The sequence below is a fragment of the Roseateles sp. Mitsp63 genome, assembly GCF_059491535.1.
The window spans coordinates 2,840,416-2,862,997 of the sequence record NZ_CP168509.1 but is presented as its reverse complement, the minus strand read 5'-3'; the positions used below and the strand labels follow the sequence as shown (position 1 = coordinate 2,862,997).

Here is a 22,582-nt window from a genome sequence, read left to right as displayed (position 1 = left end):
TCGTCCTCCCCTCAGCGCTTCAGTTGCTGGATACGGATCATGTTGCCAGCCGGGTCGCGCACGCCGAAGTCCCTCACGCCGTAAGGCTGGTCGGTGGGCTCCTGCACGATCTCCGCGTCGCGCGACTGCAGCCGCTCGAAGGTCGCGTCCAGGTCCTTCGCGCCCAGCAGCAGCATCGCGAAGGTGCCCTTGGCCATCATCTCGGCGATGGTGCGCTTTTCGTCGTCGGTGACGCCGGGCGTCGCGTTCGGCGGGAACAGCACGATCGAGGTGTCGGGCTTGCCCTTGGGACCGATCGTGATCCAGCGGTTGCCGCCGAAGGCGACGTCCTTGCGGATCTCGAAGTCCAGGCCGTCGCGGTAGAAGGCCAGCGAGGCCTCGGCATCGGTGTGCGGCAGGAAGGCCGAGTGGATGGTGATGTCCATGTGAATCTCCAGAAAGGGTTGCGGTCAGCGTGGTCGGCGGCCGTCGCCGCCAGGGTTCCGGACCCCTGCGACGCAGTCTAGGTGGGCTGTTTTTCCGGCGCTTCTCGATTCCTGATCGGTCGCGTCACCTGCTTGGCGACGCAGGACGGGATGCCTTCGGCTTCGGCCGCGGAGTCGCGCCGGTACACGCTGGGCGGCACGCCGACCAGCTCGGTGAAACGGGTGCTGAAGGTGCCCAGCGAGGCGCAGCCGACCTCGAAGCAGACCTCGGTGACGCTGAGGTCGCCCCGGCGCAGCAGCGCCATCGCGCGCTCGATGCGCCGGGTCATCAGGTAGGCGTAGACGGACTCGCCATAGGCCAGCCGGAACTGCCGGCTCAGGTGGCCGGCCGACATGTGCACGCCCTGGGCCAGCGCGTCCACGTCCAGCGGCTGCGCGTACTCTCGGTCGATGCGGTCGCGCACGCGGCGCAGCCGCGCCAGGTCGCGCAGGCGCGTGTCGGGCGCCTCGGCACGGGTCTGGGCGGGGATGTCGGGAGCGGCGGCGGACATCCGGGCATCCTACCCAGCCCGGAAGGCGCGACGCCACTCGCCGGATCGGGACCATCCCGTAGACCGGGAGACCGGGAGACCGGGAGACCGGAAGTCAGCCCGATCCGGGAAGGGAAACCGGAAACGGATCGGCGCCCCAATGGGGAGCGGCGGGGCGGATCAGAACAGCGCGCGCCGCACCGCCTGCGAGTAGCCGGTCTGCACGCCGGCGCCGGCGGGAACCCGCGCCGCCCGGACCCCGGGTTCGAGCGGCTCACCCGGCGCGTCATGCCCGGCTGGCGCCTCCGGCACGGCCTCGGCGCTCATGTCGCAGCGCAATTCCAGACCGGGCGAGCGCCGGTGCGCGCTGAGCCGCCACGCATGCGCCGCCGCGACCTCGCTGCAGATCGCCAGCCCCAGCCCCGCGCCCTGCTCGCGCCGGTCCGGCCCGCGCCAGAAACGATCGAAGATGCGCGGCAGATCCTCCTGCGCGACGCCCTTGCCCTGGTCCGTCACCGAGAAGCCCTCCGGCCCCACCGCCAGCGTGACCACGCCTTCCGGCGGGCTGTGCTGGATCGCGTTCTCGACCAGGTTCTTCAGCAGCGTGAACAGCGCGCCCCGGTCGGCCTGCCAGAAACGCAGGTCGGGGCTCAGCAGCAAGCCCAGCGTCACGCCACGCCGCGCCGCCACCCGCTCCATGAAGTCGAAGACCTCGCGCACGGCGGGTTTCGGATCGATCGCCTCGACGCGGTAGTTGCGCTGCTCGCTGGCCTCGGCCAGCAGCAACAGCTGCTGCACCTGGCGCGCGACGCGGTCGACGTCCTCCAGGATCTGCTCGCGCCACGCGCCCGGCTCCGCCAGTTCCACCTGCGCGCGGATCAGCGCCAGCGGCGTCTTCAGCTCATGGGCCGCGTTCGAGAGGAACTCCTGCTGCGTCGTGAACGCCCCCTGCAGCCGGTCCAGCGCCGCGTTGAAAGCCTCGACCAGCGGCCGCAGCTCCCGCGGCTGCTCGGCGGCCGGCAGGCGCTTGGACAGCGTGCGCGGCGAGATCCGCCGCGCCGCGCTCGACGCCGCCCGCACCGGCAGCAGCGCCTGGCGCAGCGACAGGTGGATGGTCACCAGGAACACCAGCACGAAGGTCGCCCCCAGCGCGATCAGCCCCTGGCGCAGCACGTCGAAGCCGATCGACTCCCGCATGCGCAGCACGATGCGGTCGCTGACCGCGAACTGCACGTACCAGCGCCGGCCGGCGTGGTCGTAGGGGACGGTCGCGCCATGCATCGCCACCCCATGGCGCGTGAACACGAAGGACTGGCGCACCGGCTCGTAGGGCTGGCCGTCGCGGGTGATGACCGTTTCCTGGCCATCGGTGGCGAAGGCCACGCGCCCGTCGCCATCGGCGACCCGCAGCACCGCCTCGGTGCGCAGGCTGTCGAACAGCCAGGGCTCGACCTTCGGATCGAGCCGCACGGGCACGCCGCGCGCGTCGAAAAGCAGATGGCGCGCCAGCGCCTCGCTGTTGTCCTCGATCTGGTCCCGCAGCACCCAGCGCGTGAAGGGCTCCCAGAACACCATCGAGGCCACGCCCACGATCAACATGCTCGACACCATGCTCGCCGCCAGCACCGCCAGCACGCGGTTGCGCAGGCTATTCGGCCAGCGCGTCTTGAAGGGCATAGCCGTGATTCCTGAGGTTGACGATGCGCAGCGTCGAGCCGATCGACGCGAGCTTCTTGCGCAGCCGGTGCAGCGCGACATCGAGCGCGTTGGGCGTGACCGCCTCGGACAGCCCCCAGGCCGCCGCCTCGAGCGCCGCGCGCCGCACGGTCCGCCCCTGCTGCTGCACCAGCGCGATGGCGATCTGCAACTCCGCCGGCGCCAGCGCCACCGACAGCTCGCCGCGCACCAGCAGCGCCTCCTCGGCCACGACCTCGAGGTCGCCAAGGGTCGCGCGCGGCGGCCGCACCGCGGCCGGCCGGCGCATCAGCGCCCGCACGCGCGCCACCAGCTCCTCCATCGGGAAGGGCTTGGCGAGGTAGTCGTCGGCACCGGACTCCAGGCCGTCGACGCGGTCATGCAGCGCGTCGCGCGCGGTCAGCATCAGGCAGGGCGTGCCCTGGCGCGCGGCGCGCAGCCGCTTGACCAGCGCCAGGCCATCGCCGTCCGGCAGCCCGCGGTCGATGACCAGCGCCGCGTAGCCGACCTCGCGATGGGCCGCCCAGGCGGGCTCCATCGCGTGGAAGACATCGGTCGGGATGCCGGCGGTCTGCAGGGCCTGCCGGATCAGTCCGGAGAGCCGGACATGATCCTCGACCAGGGCGATTCGATTCATCGACAACGGGTTCAGAAGCGGTACAGGTAGCCGACCGCCAGCCGCGAGGTGTCCTTGCGGCCGACGATCGGGCTCTGCCGGATCTCGTCCGGCAGGCGCGTGACACTAGCATCGAAGAAGACCACGTGCTTGCGCACGATCGCGTAATCGACGCGCAGCCCCAGCTCGGTAGTCATCGCGGACTTGCCGGCGTAGAACGCGCGATCGGCGGTGACCTCGCTGGCGCGGACGCCGTAGTAGTAGTCGACGTACTTCTTGTCCAGCCACTGCGCCTTCACGCGCGGCGTCACGCCCAGCACGCCCCAGCCCAGGCGGTGCGAGGCCTGCAGGCTGAGCTTCTGGCCCTTGCTCTCGTTCGACAGGTCGGCGACCCATTCGGCGCCCAGGTCGATCCAGGGCGTCTTCCAGCCCAGCGCGCCGCCGCCCAGGAACGAGTCCTTGCGCTTGTCCATGCCGGCGAGTACCGGCGAGTCGCTGGCCTTGTAGCCCGCGTCCTCGTACGTGAGGCGCAGACCGGCCTCGAGGCTGTTGCCCGGGCCGAAGGAATGGCGCCACAGCTTGACTTCGGCGCCAGGACCGGCGAGCCGGAACCAGCGGTTCTCGACGGACAGCATCGGCAGCACGTTGTTCTTGCGGTCGGCTTCCGCGTAGGGACGCTGACGGCTGGCCACGCCAATGCCCAGCCCCCATTGGGTGCCGGAGGACGCAGCGGGATCGACATCGCCGAACACCTGCGCATGGGCCGGCGTGGCCAGCGCGGCGAGCGACAGCGCGAGCAGCGCTGCGTGGGGGGTGGCGGTGGGGATGAAAGAGAAGGAAGAGGGACGGGGCAAAGACCGAAGCGACAGAGAGGCGGCCATCGAGGCAACTCCAAGTGAAGACGGGCGGATGGTCCTGTGGGACGACTTACCCGCTTCTTACTGTCCAGGTCTTGCCGGGAGCGCACGACCGCCGCCGCTGGCCCTCACCCCCGCCCTCTCCCGCAAGCGGGCGAGGGGGTCAGACGATCGAGTGCCGCCCGTATTACCCCCTCGCCCCAGCCGGGAGAGGGAGGGGAGAGGGGGCTCGTGACACAGCGCTGCTGCCCGTCGAAGCACACCCTCGCCCCAGCCCACTCCCCCCTCGCGGGGGGCGAGGGAGTTCTTGCGCAAGGCAAGTGCCGACACTCGCTCCTTCTTACCCCCTCGCCCCTGCGTGTATGGACCGGAGACATGGGTGACAGGTGTGCCGGGACATGGGTAACAGGTCAGGACCAGGTTAGTCGGCCTGGCACAGGTCAATCAAGCGCACCTTTTGATGGCAGAAGAAGACGTCGAAGCTGCCGTCGAAATCAAGATGCGGTCTCAGGGCAACTGGCTGGCCGATGAGGCCTCGGCCGACACGGTAGAGCCTGCCCTTGAAGCAGATCCGCCCGCCGTCGCCGACGCGGCGCACCAGGTCGCCATCCCCGTACTCGATGGGCGCCAGCATGCTTGGCATTGAGCGCGGGCTTCCCGTGTAGCGACTCGCCGGCGTGTCCATGTCCAGCGCTCGATGCGGGCGCTTGGAGTTGTACAGGTGCCGCCACTGGCTGAAGTGATGCTGCGCATCGTCCAGGTCCTTGAAATGCCGCGAGGCCAGCAGCTCGGCCTTGAGCGTGCGATGGAAGCGCTCATCCTTGCCGTTGGTCTGCGGATGTGCCGGCCGGCTGTGGCTCAGCCGAATGCCAAGGCGGATGAGCCACACGCCCAGCTCGGTAAGCGCTCCACGCGTGGGTGAGCCCCAGGGCGGGCCGTTATCCGCGTTGATGCGCTCGGGCAACCCATAGCGCTCAAAGGCGCGCTGCAGCACGGGTTGCACGGTCTCGAGCCGCTCGTTGCCCAGCGCCTGCAGGACCACGTTGAAGCGCGAGTGGTCGTCCAGCACGGTCAGCGGGTGACAGCGCTGGGAGTCGGTGGCGAAATGGCCCTTGAAGTCCATCTGCCACATCGCGTTGGGCGTCTCGTGTTCGAAGCGCTGCCAGCTCGTGGCGACCTTGCTGGCGTGCGGATCGATCAGACCATGGCGACGCAGCACCCAATTGGCCGTGCTCGCGGCGATCTGCACACCGTGGTCGCGAGCCAGCACATGGGCGATCTTGCGAGCCCCCCAGGCCGGGTACATGGCCCGCAGGGCCAGCACATGCGCCTGCAGCGGCTCAGGCGTGCGAGTCGGCGAGTCGTGGGGGCGCCGTGATCGATCCTCCAGATCGTCTCGGCCGAGCCACTTGTAGCCGGTCTTTCGGCTGATTCCGTAGCGTCGACACAGCTCGCTGATGTTGGCATCAGGCTGCCGGGCGAAACGAACGAATTCCTCTCGTTGGCCCTTCACGGTGACTGGGCTCCAAGGCAACTTCGTCCTCCCGCTGACTAGGCGGGAAAAGTGTCACCCATGTCCTGGCACACCTGTTACCCATGTCCTCGGTCCATACACCCAGCGGGGAGCGGGAGGGGAGAGGGGGCTCGTGCCACAGCGCTGCTGCCCTTCGAAGCACCCCCTCTCCCCTACCCTCTCCCCCCTCGCGGGGGGCGAGGGAGTTGGTCAGCAGCAGCGCTTGACACGGTTGCGCTCCCGCAAGCAAGTGCCATTCGGGGCGCCTCGTGGCGCCCCACTCCGGTCAGGCCGCCTCGGCCGGCACCGGCTCCTGGTACTGCACGACGGCCAGGCCCTCGCGCACCGCCTGCTCGTAGACGCCCAGCATGCCCAGCGCCTCGCGCGTGGCGTCGCGGATCGCCGCGGCGGCGACGACGGCCTCGTCGTCGTTGCACAGCGCGCCCTCCTCCTGGTCCTCGCGCTTGAAGCGGCAGACCAGTTCGGCGATGCAGGCCGCGTGCTCGAGCCGCTCGCGCAGCGTGCGCATCGCCAGGCCCACGGTGATGTCGCGCCGCGGCACGAAGAACTCGACGCCGGCGGGCTCGAAGCGGCTCAGCGACGGGTACATCCGCGAGACATAGAGGAAGGCTTCGAACTCCTCGCGGTTCATCCGCTGCAGCGGGCGGATGTTGTCGAGGACGCGCTGCATGAACAGCGTGCGCGCCGGGCGCGGCGACGGACCCGGCGGCGGCGCGGGCGGCTCGCCCAGGCCGGCGGTGTCGTCGACGTCGAGGTCGGCGAGATGGGCCGCGGCAGCAGCGGCGGCGGCGGCCGTGGCCGCGGAGGACGGGGTGCCGGACGCGCCGGCGGCGGGGAAGGACATCGAGGACATGGACAGCTCCATTCGGATCGGAATCAACGCATAGGCATCACCTTCGATGGGATGACGACGGACCGCGCCGGGTGACGCGGGGAACGGATGATCCGCCCCGGCCGCGCAAGACCTGGCACGAAAAGATCAATGAAATCGATTCGATGAAGGCGTCGGCATCGGCGCCACACGGCTTCTGGGGAGGCGACCGACTTGTCGCGGTAGGAAGCCTTCCGGCTCCTACCTATCCGAATCTCACCACCGCCTCGAACCCCGGCTGCGCGTTGCGCAGCTCCAGCCGGCTGCCATGCGCCTGCGCCACCAGCCGGCACAGCGACAGGCCCAGGCCCACGCCGCCTTCGCTGCGGGCGCGCGCCTGGTCGGGCCGGTAGAACGGCTGGCCGAGCTGCGCCAGCGCCTCGGGCGGCACGCCGGCGCCGTGATCGCGCACCGTCAGGCGCGCGCCCTCGCCGTCGCGCTCGACCGACACCATCACCGGCCCCGCGTCCGGATCGTTGTGCCGCAGGGCGTTGCTCACCAGGTTGCGCAGCAGCAGCTGCACCCGCATGCGGTCCAGCTTCAGCAGCGGCAGGTCGCGGTCGACGCGCAGCGCCACGCCCGGCTGGTCCTGCTCGCGCGCCAGCGCGCCCAGGTCGCAGTCGTCGACCAGCAGCGCGCGGTGCCCGCTGCCCAGCCGCTCGCTCTCCAGCAGCGCCGAGATCAGCTCCCGCATCTGCGCCAGCTCCCCCAGCAGCGCCGCCTTCGATGCTCCCTCGTCGACCAGTTCCGCATGCAGCCGCGCCCGCGTCAGCGGGCTGCGCAGCTCGTGACTGATCGCCAGCAGCAGTGCCCGCTTGCCGTCGAGCATCCCCTGGATGTCCTCGGCCATCTGGTTGAAGCGCATCGCCAGGTCGCCGATCTCATCGTCATGGCGCACGAGGATGCGATGCGACAGGTCGCCGCGCCCGAAGGCCTCCGCGCCCAGCGCCAGCTGATGCAGCGGATCGACCATGTGGCGGATGCCGGCATAGGCCAGGCCGGTCACCAGCAACAGCAGCGGCACCGCCCACAGCAGGCCGTACTCCACCGTCATCGCGCCCCACAGGATCGCGCTGCCCAGGCAGGCCAGGATCACGAACACCGCGGTCAGCCGCGCGCCCAGCGAGTGCCGGAACATCGCATGCTGCCGGTGCCAGCGCTGGTGCCAGCGGTTGCGCACCCGCAGGTGCCAGCGCCAGCCGCGCCGCCGCGGGAACGGCACGGTGCCGGCTTCCATCTCCGCCCAGCGGCGCATCTTCGTCAGGCGCCGCTGATGCTCCTTCAGCCGCGCCTCGTGCATGCGCAGCCACCAGGCGTCGCGCTTGGCGTGCCAGCGCGGATCGCCGCAACGCGGATCGAAGCCCTCGCCCGGACCGCCCGGCCCCCGCGCCCCGCGGGCGTCCCCCCAATGGTCGTAAGGATGCTGGTGACCTCTCGGCCCCCACGGCCCCTTCGGCGCCTTCGGCCCTTTCGGGCGCCCCTGCCCGCTCATCGCCCGCCCTCCAGCCGCTCTCCGGCCGGCGGCAGCGCGAAGCAGTAGCCCGCGTTGCGCAGCGTCTTCAGGGCCTCCAGCGGCTCCAGCTTGCGGCGCATCCGGCTCACCAGGATGTCGACCGCCCGCGTGAACAGGTCGGCCTCCTGGCCTCGCAGCCTGTTCAGGATCTCGTCGCGCGAGAACACCCGCCCCGGCTCGCGCGCCAGCATCACCAGCAGCTCGTACTCGGTGCTGGTCAACTCGACCGGCCCGCCCCCGGCCATGACCTGGCGGCGCGCGGTGTCGATGTCCAGGCCCTCGAAGCGCAGCAGCGTCGCGGGCGCCGCAGCCGCCGGCGCGAGCCGCGCGCGGCGCAGGATGGTCTGCAGCCGCGCGGCGAGCTCGCGCGGCTCGAAGGGCTTGGCCAGGTAGTCGTCCGCGCCCAGCTCCAGCCCGACCACGCGGTCGGTCAGGTCGCCCCGCGCGGTCAGCATCAGGATGGGAATCTCGCGCCACGGATCCTGGCCGCCGCGCAACTGCTTGCAGAAGGCGAAGCCATCCATCTCCGGCAGCATGCCGTCCAGGATCAGCGCGTCGAAGCGCTCCCCGGCGAGCCGCGCGAGCGCGGCGCTCGGCCGCGTCACCGCGCTCAGCTCGAAATCGAAGCGCGCCAGGTAGCTCGCCAGCGGCGCGGCCAGCGCCTCGTCGTCGTCAATCAGCAGCAGTCGATGCATCGTGGCGTCCATTGTGCCCAGCCGCCTGGCCGGCCGGACCCGGAGCGCGGGTATGCCGGACCAGCGTGATGGCGCGCTCGGGGCAGGCCTTGACGCAGTGGCCGCAGGCCCGGCAGGCGTCGGCATTCGGCGTGAACGCCTGCTGCCAGCCATGCGCATAGCCGCGCAGCTTGCCGAAGAGGCTCAGCTCCTTGCGGCGATCGGCCGGCAAGGTGCCCACCGAGAACACGCCATAGGGGCAGACCTCGACGCAATCGCCCTTGCCTTCGCAGCTGTTCCGGTCGATGACCGGACGCAGCAGCCCCGGCGGCTGCCGGCAGTCGCGCGCCTCCATCAGAGGCCCCCGCCATCACCATGATCGCCGCGGCCGCCGCGGCCGTCATCGCGCCCCGCGCGGCGGCGCAGGCGCCGCATCAGGAAGCGCAGCATCTGCTGCTGGTCGAAGTCCAGCGCGTCGAAGAAGTCGCCGAAGGCCGCCACCAGCGCCGGACCGGTCGCGCGCAGCGCCTCGACCTGGCCATCGAACAGCGCCTGCGCCTCCTGGCGGCGGAAGTTCTCGCTGTCGATCAGCCGGGCCACCTCCGGGCCCTTGGCCAGCGCCTTCAGCGCGCGCCGGGCGGTGCCCAGCTGCCCGATCAGCCGCTCGAACAGCGCCGACTGCTCGCCGCTCAGGTCCAGAAAGGCACGGGCCCGGGCTTGCAGCCTCTCGCCGCGGCCGGCGTGACCGGCATCGGGTCCCAGGCCCCCGCCGAAGCCGCCCCACCCATGACCGCCGTGGCGACCAGGGCCACCGTGGTGGCCGTGGCGCCCGTGTCCGCGTCCGAGACCGCCCCAGCCATGCGGGAAGCCGCCGAAACCGCCGAGGCGGAACCAGGGTCCATCGATGGGCAGCGGGCCGTAGAAGCCATCGTCACGCACAGGGCCGAAAGGACCGCGGTGGCCATCGTGGCCGAAGTGAGTGTCGTGACGTTCATGGTGGTGGCTCCAGCGTCGAAACAGGTGCATGGTGCAATTCCTCGGTAAAGCCCGGGTGTCCGGGCGGTGAATCCATGTCGCCATGATTCCCATGCCCCCTCGCGAGGGCATCTCACCGCGGTATCGCTGCTTTTCGTTTTGTATCGCCGCTCCCCTGCCCGACGGAAGGCCTCCGAAGGGGGATCGCGCGTCTCTGCTGACACGACGCGTCAGGGAGCCGGATTTCGACATCCCCCGCCCGGGCGACGGTGATCCCCCTCTGGCTGTCCCCCGTTCCACGGGCGCCCCGGACGGGGCTCTCCGGGGCCATGGCCCTCTACAATCGCGGGCTCCGTGTCCCTCGCCTAGATGACACCGCCTCGCGGCGGAGCGCCCCCATGACCGAACTCGCCAAGTCCTTCGAACCCTCCTCTCTCGAAGCCCACTGGGGCCCGCTGTGGGAGTCCAAGGGCCTCTACGAGCCGACGCTCGACCCGGCCAGGCCGTCGTTCAGCATCCAGCTGCCGCCGCCCAACGTCACCGGCACGCTCCACATGGGGCACGCGTTCAACCAGACCATCATGGACTCGCTGACGCGCTACCACCGGATGCGCGGCTACAACACGCTGTGGGTGCCCGGCACCGACCACGCCGGCATCGCCACCCAGATCGTCGTCGAGCGCCAGCTGCAGGGCCAGGGCCAGAGCCGTCACGACCTGGGCCGCAAGAACTTCGTCGCCCGCGTCTGGGAATGGAAGCAGCAGTCCGGCTCGACCATCACGCAGCAGATGCGCCGCATGGGCGACTCGGTGTCCTGGGGCCACGAGTACTTCACGATGGACGAGAAGCTGTCGACCGTCGTCGTCGACACCTTCGTCAAGCTCTTCGACGAGGGACTGATCTACCGCGGCAAGCGCCTGGTCAGCTGGGATCCGATCCTGAAGTCCGCCGTCTCCGACCTCGAGGTCGAGAGCGAGGAGGAGGACGGCTCGCTGTGGCACATCCGCTATCCGCTGGCCGAGGGCGAGGAGTCGCTGGTCGTGGCGACCACGCGGCCCGAGACCATGCTCGGCGACACCGCCGTGATGGTCCACCCCGAGGACGAGCGCTACAGGCACCTGATCGGCAGGCAGGTGAAGCTGCCCATCACCGGCCGCCTGGTGCCGGTGATCGCCGACGAGTACGTCGACAAGGCGTTCGGCACCGGCGTCGTCAAGGTCACGCCGGCCCACGACACCAACGACTACCAGGTCGGCCAGCGCCACCAGCTGCCGATGCTGACGATCTTCACGCTGGACGCGACCGTCGTCGACACGATGGACGAGATCCCCGCCGAGTACCGCGGCCTGGACCGCTTCGCCGCGCGCAAGGCGATCGTCCAGGCGCTGGAGGAACAGGGCCTGCTGATCGAGGTCAAGAAGCACAAGCTGATGGTCCCGCGCTGCACGCGCACCGGCCAGATCGTCGAGCCGATGCTGACCGACCAGTGGTTCGTCGCCACCAGCAAGCCGGGCCGCGACGGCAAGTCCATCGCGCAGAAGGCGATCGACGTGGTCGCCTCGGGCGAGGTCAGGTTCGTGCCCGAGAACTGGGTCAACACCTACAACCAGTGGATGAACAACATCCAGGACTGGTGCATCTCGCGCCAGCTCTGGTGGGGCCACCAGATCCCGGCCTGGTACGGCAGCGGCGGCGAGATCTTCGTCGCCCATGACGAGGCCGAGGCGCAGGCCAAGGCCGCCGCGGCCGGCTACACCGGCCCGCTCACACGCGACGAGGACGTGCTGGACACCTGGTACTCGTCGGCGCTGGTGCCGTTCTCGACGCTGGGCTGGCCGGCGAAGACGCTCGAGCAGGACCTGTTCCTTCCCTCGTCGGTGCTGGTGACCGGCTACGACATCATCTTCTTCTGGGTCGCCCGGATGATCATGATGACGACGCACTTCACCGGCAAGGTGCCCTTCAAGCACGTGTACATCCACGGCCTGGTGCTGGACGCGCAAGGCAAGAAGATGAGCAAGTCCGAGGGCAACGTGCTGGACCCGGTCGACCTGATCGACGGCATCGAGCTGGCCCCGCTGCTGGACAAGCGCACGCAAGGCCTGCGCAAGCCCGAGACCGCGCCCAAGGTCCGCAAGGCCACCGAGAAGGAATTCCCCGACGGCATCCCCGGCTACGGCGCCGACGCGCTGCGCTTCACGTTCGCGGCGATGGCGACGCTGGGCCGCAGCGTCAACTTCGACAGCAAGCGCTGCGAGGGCTACCGGAATTTCTGCAACAAGCTGTGGAACGCCACCCGCTTCGTGCTGATGAACACGCAGGACCAGGACTGCGGCCTGGCCGAGCACACGAAGGAGGACTGCGCGCCCGGCGGCAAGGCCCATGGCTACCTGCGCTTCTCGCAGGCGGACCGCTGGATCGTCAGCGAGCTGCAGAAGGTCGAACAGGCCGTGGCGCAGGGCTTCGCCGACTACCGGCTGGACCTGGTCGCCAACGCGATCTATTCCTTCGTGTGGGACGAGTACTGCGACTGGTACCTGGAGCTGGCCAAGGTGCAGCTGCAGACCGCGCAGGCCGATGGCGACGAGGCCGCGCAGCGCGCCACGCGCCGCACGCTGATCCGCGTGCTGGAGACCATCCTGCGCCTGCTGCACCCGATCGCGCCCTTCATCACCGAGGAACTCTGGCAGACCGTCGCGCCGATCGCCGGCCGCAAGTCGACCGACTTCCTGGTGACCGCGCCCTACCCGGTCGCGCAGCCCGAGCGCATCGACCCGCAGGCCATCGCCTGGGTCGAGCAGTTGAAGGCCGTGGTCGGCACCTGCCGCAGCCTGCGCGGCGAGATGGGCCTGAGCCCGTCCGACCGCGTGCCGCTGCTGGCCGGCGGCGACCTGTCCTTCCTGCGCGAGGCCGCGCCCGCGCTGAAGGTGCTGGCCAAGCTGCAGAGCGTCGAACTGATCGAGGACGAGACGGCGTTCAACCAGCAGAGCGCGATGTCGCCGGTGCTGGTGCATGGCGCCGCGCGTCTGGCGCTGAAGGTCGAGATCGACGTCGAGGCCGAGCGCGCCCGCATCGGCAAGGAGATCGCCCGCCTGGAAGGCGAGATCGCCAAGGCCAACGCCAAGCTGGGCAACGAGAGCTTCGTGGCGCGCGCGCCGGCGGCCGTCGTGGAGCAGGAACGTCAGCGCATCGCCGACTTCAGCGCCACCGTGGCTCGGCTAAAAGATCAGGCAGCGCGCCTGGGTGGGTCGGCCTGAACTCAGGCTGCGCCGCGGGCGCGGACAGGATCTCCGAGATCCGCCGCGCCACGCTCCACGCGGCGCGCATCCGTGACTCCCGGGTCGTCGCCGCCACGCGCGGCGTGACCTGCAGACCGGGCGCCCCGTGCAACGGGCGTCCGGCTTCCATCAGGCCGGGCTCCATCAAGTCCAGCCAGGCGGCCAGCAGGCGGCCGCCATGCAGCGCGTCAGCCAGCGCCTGTTCGTCGAACAGCGCCGAGTGCGAGGTCGACACCAGCACCTGCGACGGCTTGCAGAAGTTCAGCACCCGCTCGCCGATCAGGCCGCGATAGCGCGGGAAGTAGGCCAGCTGCACGCTGACCGCGTCGGCCGCCTGCATCAACTCGCGCAGGCCGTAGGGCTCGATGCCCCATTGCGCCCACAGCGGATCGGCGTGGTGCAGGCTGGGGTCGTAACCAATCACACGCGCACCGAACACGGGCAGCAGCGTCGCCAATTGGCGCGCGGCGGGCGTCAGGCCGACCAGGCCGACCGTCGCGCAGCCCAGTTCCCGTCCCACCCAATTGCCGTCCGCGCCCTGCACCGGCACGCGGCGCAGCAGCGCGAGCAAGGCACCGATGACGAATTCCGCTTCGGCCGACGCGGCCGCGGTGGGCGCGCGCACCACCTCGATGTTGGCGGCGCGGCAGGCCTCGAGGTCGATGTTCTCGGCGCCGGCGCCAATGCGCCCGATGGCGCGAAGCCGCGGCGCGCGCCGGACCAGCTCCGCATCCAGCGCGACCGAGGCGGGCAGGAAAATTGCCTGGGCCTGCGCAACATGCTCTCTCAATGTCGCCGGTGCGGCCGCCAAATCGGGCGCGGCCTGGATCGCGTGGCGCTCCGCCAGCCATTCCAGGACGTCAGCCTCCAGCGGTTCCAGGACTAGCACTGACATGAGGGGTTTGGAGAGGATTGTTTGATTTTCTTTCAGTAGCGCCATGCAAGAATGCCGGCGCAATTACCGTTGGAGTGTACGTAAATGGCCCTCATCAACAAGGCAATCTTCCCGGTTGCCGGACTCGGCACACGCTTCCTGCCCGCCACGAAGGCGCAGCCCAAGGAGATGCTGCCGGTGGTCGACAAGCCGCTGATCCAGTACGCGGTCGAGGAGGCCTACGCGGCCGGCATCCGCCAGATGATCTTCGTGAACGGCCGCAACAAGCGCGCCATCCCCGATCACTTCGACACCGCCTTCGAGCTCGAGACCGAACTCGAGGCCGCCGGCAAGAAGGAGCTGCTCGCGCTGGTCCATTCGATCAAGCCCGACGACATGGAGTGCATCTACATCCGCCAGCCCAAGGCGCTGGGCCTGGGCCATGCGGTGCTGTGCGCGCAGTGCGTGGTCGTCAACGAGCCCTTCGCGGTGCTGCTGGCCGACGACCTGATGGTCGGCAAGCCGCCGGTGCTCAAGCAGATGGTCGACCAGTTCTCCGAATGGCAGGCCTCCATCCTGGCCGTCCAGGAAGTCCCGGCCGAGCACACCAAGCGCTACGGCATCGTGGCCGGCTCGGCCATCAGCGACCGCCTGATGGACCTGACCCACATGGTCGAGAAGCCCAATCCCGAGGACGCCCCGTCGCGCCTGGGCGTGGCCGGCCGCTACATCCTGACGCCGGGCGTGTTCCGCGAGATCGCCACGCAGCCGCGCGGCGTCGGCGGCGAGATCCAGCTGACCGACGGCATCGCCGCGCTGATGCGCCGCGAGAAGGTGTTCGCGTTCCGCTACGACGGCAAGCGCTACGACTGCGGCAGCAAGGAAGGCTTCCTGCAGGCCAACGTCGAGCTCGCGCTGGACCACCCGCAACTGGGCGCCAGCTTCCGCGAGTACCTGAAGACGCTGGAAATCTGACCGCGCTGAACTTCTGACGGCAGGACTTCCCGTCACTGACCCGTCATGAAGCGCGAAGGCCACGCGATGCGTGGCCTTCTTCGTTTCAGGACGCAACCGGGCGGACGGCGCGCCGAGGGACTCGTGCGGCGCTCAGCGGCGCTTGAGCACGTGGATGAATTCGTCGCCCGCGCTGGTCTGCTCGACCAGCTCATTGCCGGTCTGGCGCGAGAAGGCCTGGAAGTCGCGCATCGATCCGGGGTCCGTCGCGACCACTCTCAGCAACTGGCCGCTTTCCATCTCCGCAAGCGCCTTCTTGGCCTTGAGGATGGGCAGCGGGCAGTTCAGGCCGCGGGTGTCGAGTTCCTTGTGAATGTCCATGAGAGCGTCCTTGCGCCGGCCCGTCCGGCGATGACCGGCCGAGCAGCGGGCGATGAGGCGCGATTCTAGGTCCGGGGCGGCATCCACGCCGGTTCGATGCCACGGCCGCGCAGCCAGTCGGCCAGCGCCTGGCCGGTGCCGGCGGGCCAGCACTGGAGCTGCTCCGGCAGCGTCAGCGTGTACTCGGCCAGTTCGGGCGACAGCGCGATCTCGCCGCGCGCCGGCACGTGGTACGCGATGATGACCTGGTTCTTCTTCTGGAAGTCGTAGACGCCGATCAGCGTCGCGCCGAGCGCCTCGAGCGAGGTCTCCTCGAGCACCTCGCGCCGGATGCCCTCCTGCGGCGACTCGCCCGCCTCCATGAAGCCGGTGATCAGGCCGAAGAACCGCGTCGGCCAGGCGGCGTTGCGCGCGAGCAAGACCTGCCCCTCGCGGTCGACGCACTCGACGACGGCGGCCAGCACCGGCGTCGGATTGTTCCAGTGGGTGAAGTCGCAGTTCGTGCAGCGCAGCCGGGTCTTGGGACCGCCGTCCTCGGGCAGCTCGATCCAGGCGAGCTCGGACGCGCATTGCGGACAGAAGCGGAACGTCATCTCGGAGCTCCAGCAGGCGGGTTCGATCGGGTGGCGCGGCCTCAGGCCCGGAGTTCAGGCCCGGAGTTCAGGCCTGGAGTTCAGGCCTGGAGTTCAGGCCGGAAGTTCAGGCCGGAGATTCACGCGGGGAAGACGCCGGTCGACAGGTAGCGGTCGCCGCGGTCGCAGACCACGAACACGATGGTCGCGTTCGAGACCTGGCGCGCGATCTGCATCGCGACCCAGCAGGCCCCGGCCGCGGAGATGCCGCCGAACAGCCCCTCCTCGCGCGCGAGGCGGCGGGCCATGTCCTCGGCGTCGGACTGGCTGACATGCAGCAGTTCGTCGACCGTCTCGGGGCGATAGATCTTCGGCAGGTAGGCCGCCGGCCACTTGCGGATGCCGGGGATGCGCGAGCCCTCGGCCGGCTGGGCGCCGATGATGCGGATCTCCGGATTCTTCTCCTTCAGGAAGCGCGAGACGCCGGTGATGGTGCCGGTCGTGCCCATCGCGCTGATGAAGTGCGTCACGCGGCCGCCGGTGTCGCGCCAGATCTCGGGCCCGGTGGTCTCGTAATGGATGCGCGGGTTGTCGTTGTTGGCGAACTGGTCCAGCACGCGGCCCTTGCCGTCGCGCTGCATCTGCTCGGCCAGGTCGCGCGCGTACTCCATGCCGCCGGAGCGCGGCGTCAGGATCAGTTCGGCGCCGAAGGCCTTCATCGTCTGCGCGCGCTCCACCGACAGGTCCTCCGGCATGATCAGCACCATGCGGTAGCCGCGGATCGCCGCGGCCATCGCCAGCGCGATGCCGGTGTTGCCGGAGGTGGCCTCGATGAGCGTGTCGCCGGGCTTGATCTCGCCGCGCTCCTCGGCGCGCCGGATCATGCTGATCGCGGGACGGTCCTTGACGGAGCCGGCCGGGTTGTTGCCCTCGAGCTTGGCCAGCAGCACGTTGCCGCGCGCCGCGAGTTCGGGACCGAGCACGCGCTGCAGGCGCACGAGCGGCGTGTTGCCGATCACGTCTTCCAGGGTCGGATAGGACGGGGGGGAGGCGCTGGATTCACTCATGGAGGCGGATTCTCTCAGCGGCGGGAAGGCAGTGCGTGGCATAATGCTTTTCTTTCGCGGCCCCTCGCCTCTCCTGCAGACGAAGGGCCGCATCGCTGATGAGCCCGGATGGCGAAATCGGTAGACGCAGGGGACTCAAAATCCCCCGCCGCAAGGTGTGCCGGTTCGAGTCCGGCTCCGGGCACCACTCTCAGCGTTCTTCTCCCCTTCTTCTCTTTTCTCCCCCCTTCTTCAAGCCGCGCCGCGCCGCGTCCAGCGGGTCAAGCCTTGCCTGCGTCCGTCCGCTGGCGGCCATCCACGCGCGCGGCTTCGGGACCGGCTTCGGGACCAGCTTCAGCCCGGCCTCAGTTTCATGGGCGGCCAGACCCCGGGGCGCGGCTACACTCGCCCGAACGCATTGGCTGACATGACCATTGCGCCTTCCCTCGCGCCGCCCGGCGCCATCTGAAGACGCCGATCCATGCCCACCATCCCTCCGGTGACCAAGGCCCTCATGCTGTTCTGCGTGGGCCTGTTCTGTCTGCTCCAGCTGCTGCCAGGCGGCGCCTACGGCACGACCATGGCCCTGGCGGCCCTCTGGCCGTTGAACTCCGGCCGCTTCGAACTCTGGCAGCCCGTCACCTACGCCTTCCTGCACGGCGACACGCTGCACCTGTTCTTCAACATGCTCGGGCTGTGGATGTTCGGCTCGGAGCTGGAGATCGTCTACGGCCGCTCGCGCTACCTGCTGCTGCTGCTCGCCAGCGCGCTGACCGGCGCCGCCGCGCAACTCGTGTTCACGCTGGTGACCAGCAGCTACGCGCCCACCGTCGGCGCGTCCGGCGCGCTGTTCGGCCTGCTGCTGGCCTACGGGCTGCGCTTCCCGGACCGGATCATCATGCCGCTGTTTCCGCCCATCCCGATGAAGGCCAAGATCTTCGTGGCCATCTTCGGCGCGATCGAACTCATCCTCGGGTTCTCGGGCAGCAGCGGGATCGCGCACTTCGCCCACCTGGGCGGAATGCTCGGCGCGTGGCTGATGATCAACCACTGGCGCAGCGGCCGCAGACGCTGACCCGCGGCCCTGGCCGCTGGCGCGAGGGTCAGGTCTCGACCGCGAGCAGCCCCTGCGCCGGCGTCGGATAGCGCAGGCGCTGGCGGAGTTCCCGCTTGAGGCGGCCGTTGTCCATGCGGCGCGATTCGTTCATGAAGCTCATCTGCATTGGCGAGAACACGCCCGAGGCCTGCGCGCGCGCGACGCGCGCCGGCCGCGGCAGGCCGCACAGGTCCGCCGCCAGATCGAAGTAGTCGCCCATCGGCAGTTCGCTGTCGTCGCAGGCGTGGATCACGCGCTGCGCGGGGCCGCGCATCAGCGCCAGCACGCAGGCCCGGGCCAGGTCGTCCGCCTGGATGTGGTTGGTGTAGACGTCGTCCTCGCGCGCCAGCACCGGCAGCCCCTTGCCGAGCCGCTCCTTCGGATGGCCGCCCTCGCGGTCCAGCGCGTAGATGCCAGGCACCCGCAGGATCGTCACCGGGCAGCCGGCCACGCGTCCCCACTGGCGCAATTGCGCCTCGGCATCGACGCGCCGCCAGGCGCGGTCGTTGGCGGGATGGGGGCGCCGCGTCTCGTCGATGCGCGCACCGCCGCAATCGCCATACACGCCGCTGGTGCTCGCGTAGACCAGATGGCGCGGCGCCGCCGAGCGCGACAGCGCCTGCAGCAGGCGGCGGGTGCGCTCGTCGGTGCGGCCCTGCGCCGCGGGCGGCGCCAGATGCAGCACGCGGTCCGCGAGCCCCGCCAGCCGGCCGAGCGAGGCGGCGTCATCCAGGTTGCCGATCAGCGGAATCGCGCCGGCCGATCTCAAGGCGTGCACCCGCGCGGCGCTGCTGGTCAGCGCGAAGACGGTCCAGCGTCCGGCCAGTTGCCGCAGCACCCGCAGGCCGACGTCGCCGCAGCCGATGATCAACAGACGGCCGCGGCGGGCGCGGCGAAGAAGGGGGGGCGACGCGGGGTTGGAACCTGGCATGAGGGAGCGCAAGGCGGGCTGGGGCAAAATGGCGGATCAGTTTACGGCTCGCGCCCGGTCCATGGACCGCGCGGGCCGTGTCGCTTCCGCCCCGTTCACTCCTCGACTTCGCGCGGCTCCCGAGGCCGCGCCGACTCCGCACCATGAGCTTCCAGGTCACCGTCCTGCCCGCCGGCCGCAACTTCTCCGTCGACGACGACGAAACCCTGCTGGCCGCCGCCATCCGCCAGGGCATCGGCCTGCCCTACGGCTGCAAGGACGGCGCCTGCGGCTCCTGCAAGAGCAAGCTGGTCGAAGGCCAGGTGGTGCATGGCGAGCACCAGTCCAAGGCGCTGTCGCCCGAGGAGGAAGCCGCCGGCATGATCCTGACCTGCTGCGCGAGGCCGCGGATGGATTGCACCGTCGAGGCCCGCACGGTGCCCGGCGCCGGCGAGTTCCCGGTGCTGAAGCTGCCCAGCCGCGTGATCACGATCGAGAAGCCCGCGGGCGACGTGGCGGTCGTCAAGCTGCAGCTGCCGGCCAACCAGAACCTGCAGTTCCGCGCCGGCCAGTACGTCGAATTCATCCTGCGCGACGGCGCGCGCCGCAGCTATTCGATGGCCAACGCGCCGAGCCGGCTCGGCACGCCGCCCGCGATCGAACTGCACATCCGCCACATGGCCGGCGGCAAGTTCACCGACCACGTGTTCGGCGCGATGAAGGAGAAGGACATCCTGCGCATGGAGGGGCCGTTCGGTTCGTTCTTCCTGCGCGAGGACAGCGACAAGCCGATCGTGCTGCTGGCGTCGGGCACGGGCTTCGCGCCGATCAAGGCGATCCTGGAACGCATCCAGGACCAGGGCATCACGCGGCCGGTGACGCTGTACTGGGGCTGCCGCTCCAAGGCCGACCTCTACCTGCACGGCTGGGCCGAGGCCGCCGCCGCGGCGATGCCGACGCTGACCTACGTGCCGGTGCTGTCCGAGCCCAAGGCCGAGGACGGCTGGACCGGCCGCACCGGCTTCGTCCATCAGGTGGTGATGGCCGACCTCCCCGACCTGTCGAAACACCAGATCTACGCCTGCGGCGCGCCGGTGATGGTGGAGTCCGCGCAGCGCGATTTCGTCGCGCGCTGCGGTCTTCCGCCGCAGGAGTTCTACGCCGACGCGTTCACCTCCGAATTGGACAAACACGGCGGCTGACGCCGCGTTCAACGCACTTCGAACTCCCTGCTCACGGCGTGACATGTGCCATCGGGCGCGCGCCGTTCCATACTGCCGCCCATGAAGCATTTCCCGCCGCCCTACTCCAGCGCCGCGCAGTTCGAGCAGCAACTGCAGGATCTCGGTCACACCGTCATCGCGCCGGAGAGCCTGACGCATTGGCTGCACTGCCAGGCCGGTGACCTGCGCGGGCTGCAGCAGTACTGGAACGACCTGCCCCCGGACGCCTACCTGCGCGACGGCGGCCGCTACCGCTTCCGGCGGCATGCGAGCTTCGTGGTCGACTCGCAGGCCGACCCGTCGGTGCGCCTGGCGCCGCATCGCGCGCACTGGCAACCGGTGGACTACAACGCCCTGCACGGCGGCATCGAGCGCTGGTTCGAGCCGATGGACGCGGCGGCGATCGACCTGCCGATCTGGCCGCGGCTGCTGCTGGGTCTGGCGGGCGTGGCGGACCGGCTCAAGGGCGCGCGTCCGTGGTTCGTCGAGGCGCACCAGTTCCGCATCGACACGGCCGGCGGCATCGGCCGTCCGACGCCCGAGGGCGCCCACCGCGACGGCGTGGATCTGGTGGCGGTGTTCATGCTGGCGCGGCATGGCATCAAGGGCGGTGAGTCGCGCGTGTTCGAGGCCGACGGACCGCGCGGCCAGCGCTTCACGATGATGGAGCCGTGGACGCTGCTGCTGCTCGACGACGAGCGCGTCATCCATGAGACCACGCCCATCCAGCCGATCGAGCCCGCCCATCCAGGCCATCGCGACACCTTGGTCGTGACCTTGCGCGCCGACGCCTTCATGGGCCGCTGACCGCGAGAAAAGCCCGCACGGGCGCTGAGCGTCACCACCGCGCCCACGGCCCGCCGGGGCTCCGCCCCAAGCGGCCCCTTCAGCCTGGCGCCGGGATGCCGGCCGGCGGCGCCGCCTCGCCGTGCATTCCGGGGTCGGGCAGCTCCGCGAAGAAGGTGGAGCCCCGTCCGACCTCGCTGCGCGCGCCGACCTGGCCGCCCTGCGCCTCGACGATGCGCTTGGTCAGCGCCAGGCCCAGCCCCGTGCCGGGGTACTGGCGGCGGACCGCCGAGGGCAACTGCGTGAACTCGGTGAACAGCCGCGCCAGGTCCTCCTCGGCGATGCCCGGCCCGGTGTCCTCCACCTCGACCCGGAAGCGGTGTTCGCCGCAAGGCGCGGCCCGCACCGTCAGGTGCCCGCCCTCGGGCGTGAACTTCCAGGCGTTGGACAGGTAGTTGTAGAGCACCTGCCGCAACCGCAGCGTGTCGGTCCAGACCAGGCCCAGGTGCTCGTCGATCTCGATGTCCACCGCCAGCGGCTTCTCGGCGAAGCTGCCGGTCACGACGTCCACCACCTCGCGCGCGACCTCGGCCACGTTGGTCCGGCCGGGATGCAGCTCCACGCCCCCCGCCTCGAGCCGCGCCAGGTCCAGGATGTCGTTGATCAGGTCCAGCAGGTGGCGGCCGCTGGACAGGATGTGCCCCGCGTAGCTGCGCACCCGCTCCGCGGGCAGGGTGGCGGCGCCGTCCGACATCAACTGCGAGAAGCCGATCACCGCGTTCAGCGGCGTGCGCAGCTCGTGCGACATGTTGGCCAGCAGCCGGCCCTTGTGCCGGCTGATCTCCAGGATGCGCTTGTTCTCCAGCTCCAGCTCGGCGCTGCGCAGGCGCAGCGCCTGGGCGCGCATGCGTGCGCGCGCCTCGCGGGTGCGGGCCTCGGCGTAGTCGATCGCGCGCACCAGCGTGCGTGGCCGCACGTCGTGCTTGGACAGGTAGTCCTGAGCGCCGGCCGTCATGCAGGACATCGCCAGCGCGTCGTCATCCATGCCGGTGAGCACCACGATCGGGGTATCACGCGCCTGCGCCCGCACGGCGCTGACGCACTCGGTGCCGGCGGCATCGGGCAGGTGCAGGTCCAGCAGCACCGCCGCCACCCGGTGCCGCTCCAGCAGCGCCACCGCCTCGGACAACCGCGTCGCCCGCACCACGGTGCGCGGCGCCATGGGCGCGGCTTCGGCCAGCAGGTCGGTGATCAGGTCGGCGTCGCCGTCGTTGTCCTCGACCAGCAGGATGGGCAGCGGCGCGCGGCGCGCCTGCGCGCCCAGGTCGTCGGGCAGCGCGCTCATGGCAGCTTCACCACCGTGAACCAGAAGCCTTCGATCGCCTGCACGATGGACTGGAAGGCCACCAGTCCCACCGGCTTGGTGACGTAGCAGTTGGCGCCGAGCTGGTAGCTCCTGACGATGTCGTGCTCCGCGTCGGAGGAGGTCAGCACCACCACGGGGATCTCCTTGAGGTCGGGCTCGACCTTGATGCGGGCCAGCACCTCGCGGCCGCTCAGCTTGGGCAGGTTGAGGTCGAGCAGGATGAGGTCGGGCTGCGCCGCCTCCTCATAGGGCGGCTCGCGCAGCAGCCGCGCCAGCGCCTGCGCGCCGTCCACCGCGACGGCGATGTCCAGGCGCAGCCGGCTGTGCTCCAGCGTCTCCGCCACCAGGTCGGCGTCGCCGGGGTTGTCCTCGATGAGCAGGATGTTCAGCGGTTGGCTCATGGGGT

Annotated in this window: 23 protein-coding genes and 1 tRNA gene; 6 read left to right on the top strand and 18 right to left on the bottom strand. The window is 70.2% G+C overall.

What is annotated here, in order from left to right; all coding sequences use genetic code 11:
* Window positions 1–11: 11 nt before the first annotated feature.
* From ACEN96_RS12605 to ACEN96_RS12555, 11 genes are all read right to left on the bottom strand, one after another.
* Window positions 12–425: a VOC family protein gene (locus ACEN96_RS12605; RefSeq protein WP_495588352.1), complete on the bottom strand. Its 414-nt coding sequence runs from the start codon at window positions 423–425 to the stop codon at window positions 12–14.
* A 77-nt stretch (window positions 426–502) separates the two neighbouring features.
* The gene (locus ACEN96_RS12600; protein WP_495588351.1) at window positions 503–976 is read right to left on the bottom strand and encodes a helix-turn-helix transcriptional regulator; all 474 of its coding nucleotides are present in this window, start codon (window positions 974–976) and stop codon (window positions 503–505) included.
* A gap of 159 nt (window positions 977–1,135) precedes the next feature.
* Window positions 1,136–2,632, bottom strand: a complete 1,497-nt coding sequence (locus ACEN96_RS12595; protein ID WP_495588350.1) for a sensor histidine kinase — start codon at window positions 2,630–2,632, stop codon at window positions 1,136–1,138.
* Window positions 2,604–3,287 carry a response regulator transcription factor gene (locus ACEN96_RS12590; protein ID WP_495588349.1) on the bottom strand — a complete coding sequence of 228 codons (684 nt, stop codon included), beginning with the start codon at window positions 3,285–3,287 and terminating at the stop codon, window positions 2,604–2,606. Before ACEN96_RS12590 ends, ACEN96_RS12595 begins: the two co-directional genes overlap by 29 nt.
* 11 nt (window positions 3,288–3,298) lie before the next feature.
* Window positions 3,299–4,120 carry a MipA/OmpV family protein gene (locus tag ACEN96_RS12585; protein ID WP_495588348.1) on the bottom strand — a complete coding sequence of 274 codons (822 nt, stop codon included), beginning with the start codon at window positions 4,118–4,120 and terminating at the stop codon, window positions 3,299–3,301.
* 424 nt (window positions 4,121–4,544) lie between these two features.
* Window positions 4,545–5,657 carry an IS481 family transposase gene (locus ACEN96_RS12580; RefSeq protein WP_495588347.1) on the bottom strand — a complete coding sequence of 371 codons (1,113 nt, stop codon included), beginning with the start codon at window positions 5,655–5,657 and terminating at the stop codon, window positions 4,545–4,547.
* Window positions 5,658–5,922: 265 nt separating this feature from the next.
* Window positions 5,923–6,510 carry a hypothetical protein gene (locus tag ACEN96_RS12575; protein WP_495588346.1) on the bottom strand — a complete coding sequence of 196 codons (588 nt, stop codon included), beginning with the start codon at window positions 6,508–6,510 and terminating at the stop codon, window positions 5,923–5,925.
* Window positions 6,511–6,733: 223 nt separating this feature from the next.
* Window positions 6,734–8,020 (bottom strand): sensor histidine kinase, encoded by a 1,287-nt coding sequence (locus ACEN96_RS12570; RefSeq protein WP_495588345.1) that lies wholly within the window; start codon window positions 8,018–8,020, stop codon window positions 6,734–6,736.
* Window positions 8,017–8,736, bottom strand: a complete 720-nt coding sequence (locus ACEN96_RS12565; RefSeq protein WP_495588344.1) for a response regulator transcription factor — start codon at window positions 8,734–8,736, stop codon at window positions 8,017–8,019. Before ACEN96_RS12565 ends, ACEN96_RS12570 begins: the two co-directional genes overlap by 4 nt.
* Complete coding sequence (locus tag ACEN96_RS12560) at window positions 8,714–9,070, bottom strand: 4Fe-4S dicluster domain-containing protein (RefSeq protein ID WP_495588343.1); 357 nt, start codon at window positions 9,068–9,070, stop codon at window positions 8,714–8,716. The genes ACEN96_RS12565 and ACEN96_RS12560 overlap by 23 nt, the downstream gene beginning before the upstream one ends.
* Entirely contained in the window at window positions 9,070–9,741 is a 672-nt protein-coding gene (locus tag ACEN96_RS12555) for a hypothetical protein (RefSeq protein ID WP_495588342.1), read from the bottom strand. The genes ACEN96_RS12560 and ACEN96_RS12555 overlap by 1 nt, the downstream gene beginning before the upstream one ends.
* Before the next feature lie 347 nt (window positions 9,742–10,088).
* Between ACEN96_RS12555 and ACEN96_RS12550 the strand changes: the two genes are divergently transcribed.
* Window positions 10,089–12,947, top strand: coding sequence for a valine--tRNA ligase (locus ACEN96_RS12550; RefSeq protein ID WP_495588341.1), 2,859 nt, complete (start codon window positions 10,089–10,091; stop codon window positions 12,945–12,947).
* Here ACEN96_RS12550 and ACEN96_RS12545 read toward each other — a convergent pair.
* Window positions 12,889–13,863 carry an NAD(P)-dependent oxidoreductase gene (locus ACEN96_RS12545; RefSeq protein ID WP_495588340.1) on the bottom strand — a complete coding sequence of 325 codons (975 nt, stop codon included), beginning with the start codon at window positions 13,861–13,863 and terminating at the stop codon, window positions 12,889–12,891. The genes ACEN96_RS12550 and ACEN96_RS12545 overlap by 59 nt on opposite strands.
* Window positions 13,864–13,947: 84 nt before the next feature.
* Here ACEN96_RS12545 and galU point away from each other — a divergent pair, with 84 nt between their 5' ends.
* On the top strand, window positions 13,948–14,817 hold the full coding sequence (gene galU, locus ACEN96_RS12540) for a UTP--glucose-1-phosphate uridylyltransferase GalU (RefSeq protein WP_343640312.1): 870 nt from the start codon (window positions 13,948–13,950) through the stop codon (window positions 14,815–14,817).
* 132 nt (window positions 14,818–14,949) lie between these two features.
* On the opposite strand, the gene ACEN96_RS12535 is transcribed toward galU, so the two are convergent.
* From ACEN96_RS12535 to cysM, 3 genes are all read right to left on the bottom strand, one after another.
* Window positions 14,950–15,177 carry a sulfurtransferase TusA family protein gene (locus ACEN96_RS12535; RefSeq protein ID WP_343640311.1) on the bottom strand — a complete coding sequence of 76 codons (228 nt, stop codon included), beginning with the start codon at window positions 15,175–15,177 and terminating at the stop codon, window positions 14,950–14,952.
* A 65-nt stretch (window positions 15,178–15,242) separates the two neighbouring features.
* A complete protein-coding gene (locus ACEN96_RS12530; protein ID WP_495588339.1) occupies window positions 15,243–15,770 on the bottom strand; it encodes an NUDIX domain-containing protein in 528 nt (175 codons plus the stop codon).
* Window positions 15,771–15,889: 119 nt separating this feature from the next.
* Entirely contained in the window at window positions 15,890–16,816 is a 927-nt protein-coding gene (gene cysM / locus ACEN96_RS12525; RefSeq protein ID WP_495588338.1) for a cysteine synthase CysM, read from the bottom strand.
* A gap of 102 nt (window positions 16,817–16,918) precedes the next feature.
* On the opposite strand from cysM, the gene ACEN96_RS12520 reads away from it, so the two are divergent.
* Together ACEN96_RS12520 and ACEN96_RS12515 are read left to right on the top strand one after the other, a co-directional pair.
* A tRNA-Leu gene (locus ACEN96_RS12520) sits at window positions 16,919–17,003 on the top strand.
* A gap of 273 nt (window positions 17,004–17,276) precedes the next feature.
* A complete protein-coding gene (locus ACEN96_RS12515) occupies window positions 17,277–17,870 on the top strand; it encodes a rhomboid family intramembrane serine protease (RefSeq protein ID WP_495588337.1) in 594 nt (197 codons plus the stop codon).
* 28 nt (window positions 17,871–17,898) lie between these two features.
* On the opposite strand, the gene ACEN96_RS12510 is transcribed toward ACEN96_RS12515, so the two are convergent.
* A complete protein-coding gene (locus ACEN96_RS12510) occupies window positions 17,899–18,822 on the bottom strand; it encodes an SDR family oxidoreductase (RefSeq protein WP_495588336.1) in 924 nt (307 codons plus the stop codon).
* A gap of 143 nt (window positions 18,823–18,965) precedes the next feature.
* On the opposite strand from ACEN96_RS12510, the gene ACEN96_RS12505 reads away from it, so the two are divergent.
* Entirely contained in the window at window positions 18,966–20,003 is a 1,038-nt protein-coding gene (locus ACEN96_RS12505) for a CDP-6-deoxy-delta-3,4-glucoseen reductase (protein WP_495588335.1), read from the top strand.
* An 81-nt stretch (window positions 20,004–20,084) separates the two neighbouring features.
* On the top strand, window positions 20,085–20,831 hold the full coding sequence (locus ACEN96_RS12500; protein WP_495588334.1) for a 2OG-Fe dioxygenase family protein: 747 nt from the start codon (window positions 20,085–20,087) through the stop codon (window positions 20,829–20,831).
* A gap of 79 nt (window positions 20,832–20,910) precedes the next feature.
* Here the strand turns inward: ACEN96_RS12500 and ACEN96_RS12495 are convergent, their stop codons facing one another.
* Together ACEN96_RS12495 and ACEN96_RS12490 are read right to left on the bottom strand one after the other, a co-directional pair.
* Window positions 20,911–22,155: a hybrid sensor histidine kinase/response regulator gene (locus ACEN96_RS12495; protein ID WP_495588333.1), complete on the bottom strand. Its 1,245-nt coding sequence runs from the start codon at window positions 22,153–22,155 to the stop codon at window positions 20,911–20,913.
* Entirely contained in the window at window positions 22,152–22,577 is a 426-nt protein-coding gene (locus tag ACEN96_RS12490) for a response regulator (protein WP_495588332.1), read from the bottom strand. Before ACEN96_RS12490 ends, ACEN96_RS12495 begins: the two co-directional genes overlap by 4 nt.
* Window positions 22,578–22,582 lie beyond the last annotated feature (5 nt).

What these genes read in the sequence shown, in the direction of transcription:
- ACEN96_RS12605 (WP_495588352.1), bottom strand. Translation starts at nt 425, where the DNA reads ATGGACATCACCATCCACTCGGCCTTCCTGCCGCACACCGATGCCGAG.
- ACEN96_RS12600 (WP_495588351.1), bottom strand. Translation starts at nt 976, where the DNA reads ATGTCCGCCGCCGCTCCCGACATCCCCGCCCAGACCCGTGCCGAGGCG.
- ACEN96_RS12595 (WP_495588350.1), bottom strand. Translation starts at nt 2,632, where the DNA reads ATGCCCTTCAAGACGCGCTGGCCGAATAGCCTGCGCAACCGCGTGCTG.
- ACEN96_RS12590 (WP_495588349.1), bottom strand. Translation starts at nt 3,287, where the DNA reads ATGAATCGAATCGCCCTGGTCGAGGATCATGTCCGGCTCTCCGGACTG.
- ACEN96_RS12575 (WP_495588346.1), bottom strand. Translation starts at nt 6,510, where the DNA reads ATGTCCTCGATGTCCTTCCCCGCCGCCGGCGCGTCCGGCACCCCGTCC.
- ACEN96_RS12570 (WP_495588345.1), bottom strand. Translation starts at nt 8,020, where the DNA reads ATGAGCGGGCAGGGGCGCCCGAAAGGGCCGAAGGCGCCGAAGGGGCCG.
- ACEN96_RS12565 (WP_495588344.1), bottom strand. Translation starts at nt 8,736, where the DNA reads ATGCATCGACTGCTGCTGATTGACGACGACGAGGCGCTGGCCGCGCCG.
- ACEN96_RS12560 (WP_495588343.1), bottom strand. Translation starts at nt 9,070, where the DNA reads ATGGAGGCGCGCGACTGCCGGCAGCCGCCGGGGCTGCTGCGTCCGGTC.
- ACEN96_RS12555 (WP_495588342.1), bottom strand. Translation starts at nt 9,741, where the DNA reads ATGCACCTGTTTCGACGCTGGAGCCACCACCATGAACGTCACGACACT.
- ACEN96_RS12550 (WP_495588341.1), top strand. Translation starts at nt 10,089, where the DNA reads ATGACCGAACTCGCCAAGTCCTTCGAACCCTCCTCTCTCGAAGCCCAC.
- ACEN96_RS12545 (WP_495588340.1), bottom strand. Translation starts at nt 13,863, where the DNA reads ATGTCAGTGCTAGTCCTGGAACCGCTGGAGGCTGACGTCCTGGAATGG.
- galU (WP_343640312.1), top strand. Translation starts at nt 13,948, where the DNA reads ATGGCCCTCATCAACAAGGCAATCTTCCCGGTTGCCGGACTCGGCACA.
- ACEN96_RS12535 (WP_343640311.1), bottom strand. Translation starts at nt 15,177, where the DNA reads ATGGACATTCACAAGGAACTCGACACCCGCGGCCTGAACTGCCCGCTG.
- ACEN96_RS12530 (WP_495588339.1), bottom strand. Translation starts at nt 15,770, where the DNA reads ATGACGTTCCGCTTCTGTCCGCAATGCGCGTCCGAGCTCGCCTGGATC.
- cysM (WP_495588338.1), bottom strand. Translation starts at nt 16,816, where the DNA reads ATGAGTGAATCCAGCGCCTCCCCCCCGTCCTATCCGACCCTGGAAGAC.
- ACEN96_RS12515 (WP_495588337.1), top strand. Translation starts at nt 17,277, where the DNA reads ATGCCCACCATCCCTCCGGTGACCAAGGCCCTCATGCTGTTCTGCGTG.
- ACEN96_RS12510 (WP_495588336.1), bottom strand. Translation starts at nt 18,822, where the DNA reads ATGCCAGGTTCCAACCCCGCGTCGCCCCCCCTTCTTCGCCGCGCCCGC.
- ACEN96_RS12505 (WP_495588335.1), top strand. Translation starts at nt 18,966, where the DNA reads ATGAGCTTCCAGGTCACCGTCCTGCCCGCCGGCCGCAACTTCTCCGTC.
- ACEN96_RS12500 (WP_495588334.1), top strand. Translation starts at nt 20,085, where the DNA reads ATGAAGCATTTCCCGCCGCCCTACTCCAGCGCCGCGCAGTTCGAGCAG.
- ACEN96_RS12495 (WP_495588333.1), bottom strand. Translation starts at nt 22,155, where the DNA reads ATGAGCGCGCTGCCCGACGACCTGGGCGCGCAGGCGCGCCGCGCGCCG.
- ACEN96_RS12490 (WP_495588332.1), bottom strand. Translation starts at nt 22,577, where the DNA reads ATGAGCCAACCGCTGAACATCCTGCTCATCGAGGACAACCCCGGCGAC.